This is a genomic window from Mesorhizobium sp. M7A.F.Ca.US.014.04.1.1 (genome assembly GCF_003998745.1).
Taxonomy (GTDB): Bacteria; Pseudomonadota; Alphaproteobacteria; order Rhizobiales; family Rhizobiaceae; genus Mesorhizobium; species Mesorhizobium ciceri.
The window spans coordinates 1-496 of the sequence record NZ_RZRW01001424.1 but is presented as its reverse complement, the minus strand read 5'-3'; the positions used below and the strand labels follow the sequence as shown (position 1 = coordinate 496).

The window sequence follows — 496 nt, the reverse complement described above, 5'->3', positions numbered from 1 at the left end:
CGACGAGTGCAACGGTCCGTGTCGTCCAGATTCCGGAGAAAGCGCAGCCAAGAACGCCGTCCTCCTCGCCGATCGCCACGCGCGGTTCGTGGTCAGCCTCCCCTGCGGTCGTGCCGCTTGCGTCGCGCTTGCCGATGGTCAACATGGCGTCCTGTTTAGCCTGACGGGTCTGACCTGTCGATTTGCCGACAACGCTTGTCGCACAGCAGGAGCAGAAAAATATGGCGCGTGTCATTTCGGTCGAGGCCGAGCGTTTTCCCATCGCCGGAACCTTCACCATTTCGCGCGGTTCCAAGACCGAAGCCGAAGTGATCTCCTGCACGATCAGCGACGGCGGCCATTTCGGCCGCGGCGAATGCGTCCCCTACAAGCGCTATGGCGAGACGATTGAGGGCGTGCGCGAGGCGATCGACGCCATGCGCGGCCGGATCGCCGATGGCATCAGCCGCAGCGCCTTGCTCGATGCCATGCCGGCCGGAGCCGCCCGCAACGGCTT

At 64.5% G+C, this 496-nt stretch carries 2 pseudogenes; one reads left to right on the top strand and one right to left on the bottom strand.

Features of this window, described 5'->3' with window-relative positions:
* Window positions 1-145, bottom strand: a pseudogene (locus tag EOA22_RS39790) (organic solvent ABC transporter permease); the annotation flags it as partial.
* Between the two features lie 76 nt (window positions 146-221).
* On the opposite strand from EOA22_RS39790, the pseudogene EOA22_RS36905 reads away from it, so the two are divergent.
* Window positions 222-496 (top strand): annotated as a pseudogene (locus EOA22_RS36905) (dipeptide epimerase); the annotation flags it as partial.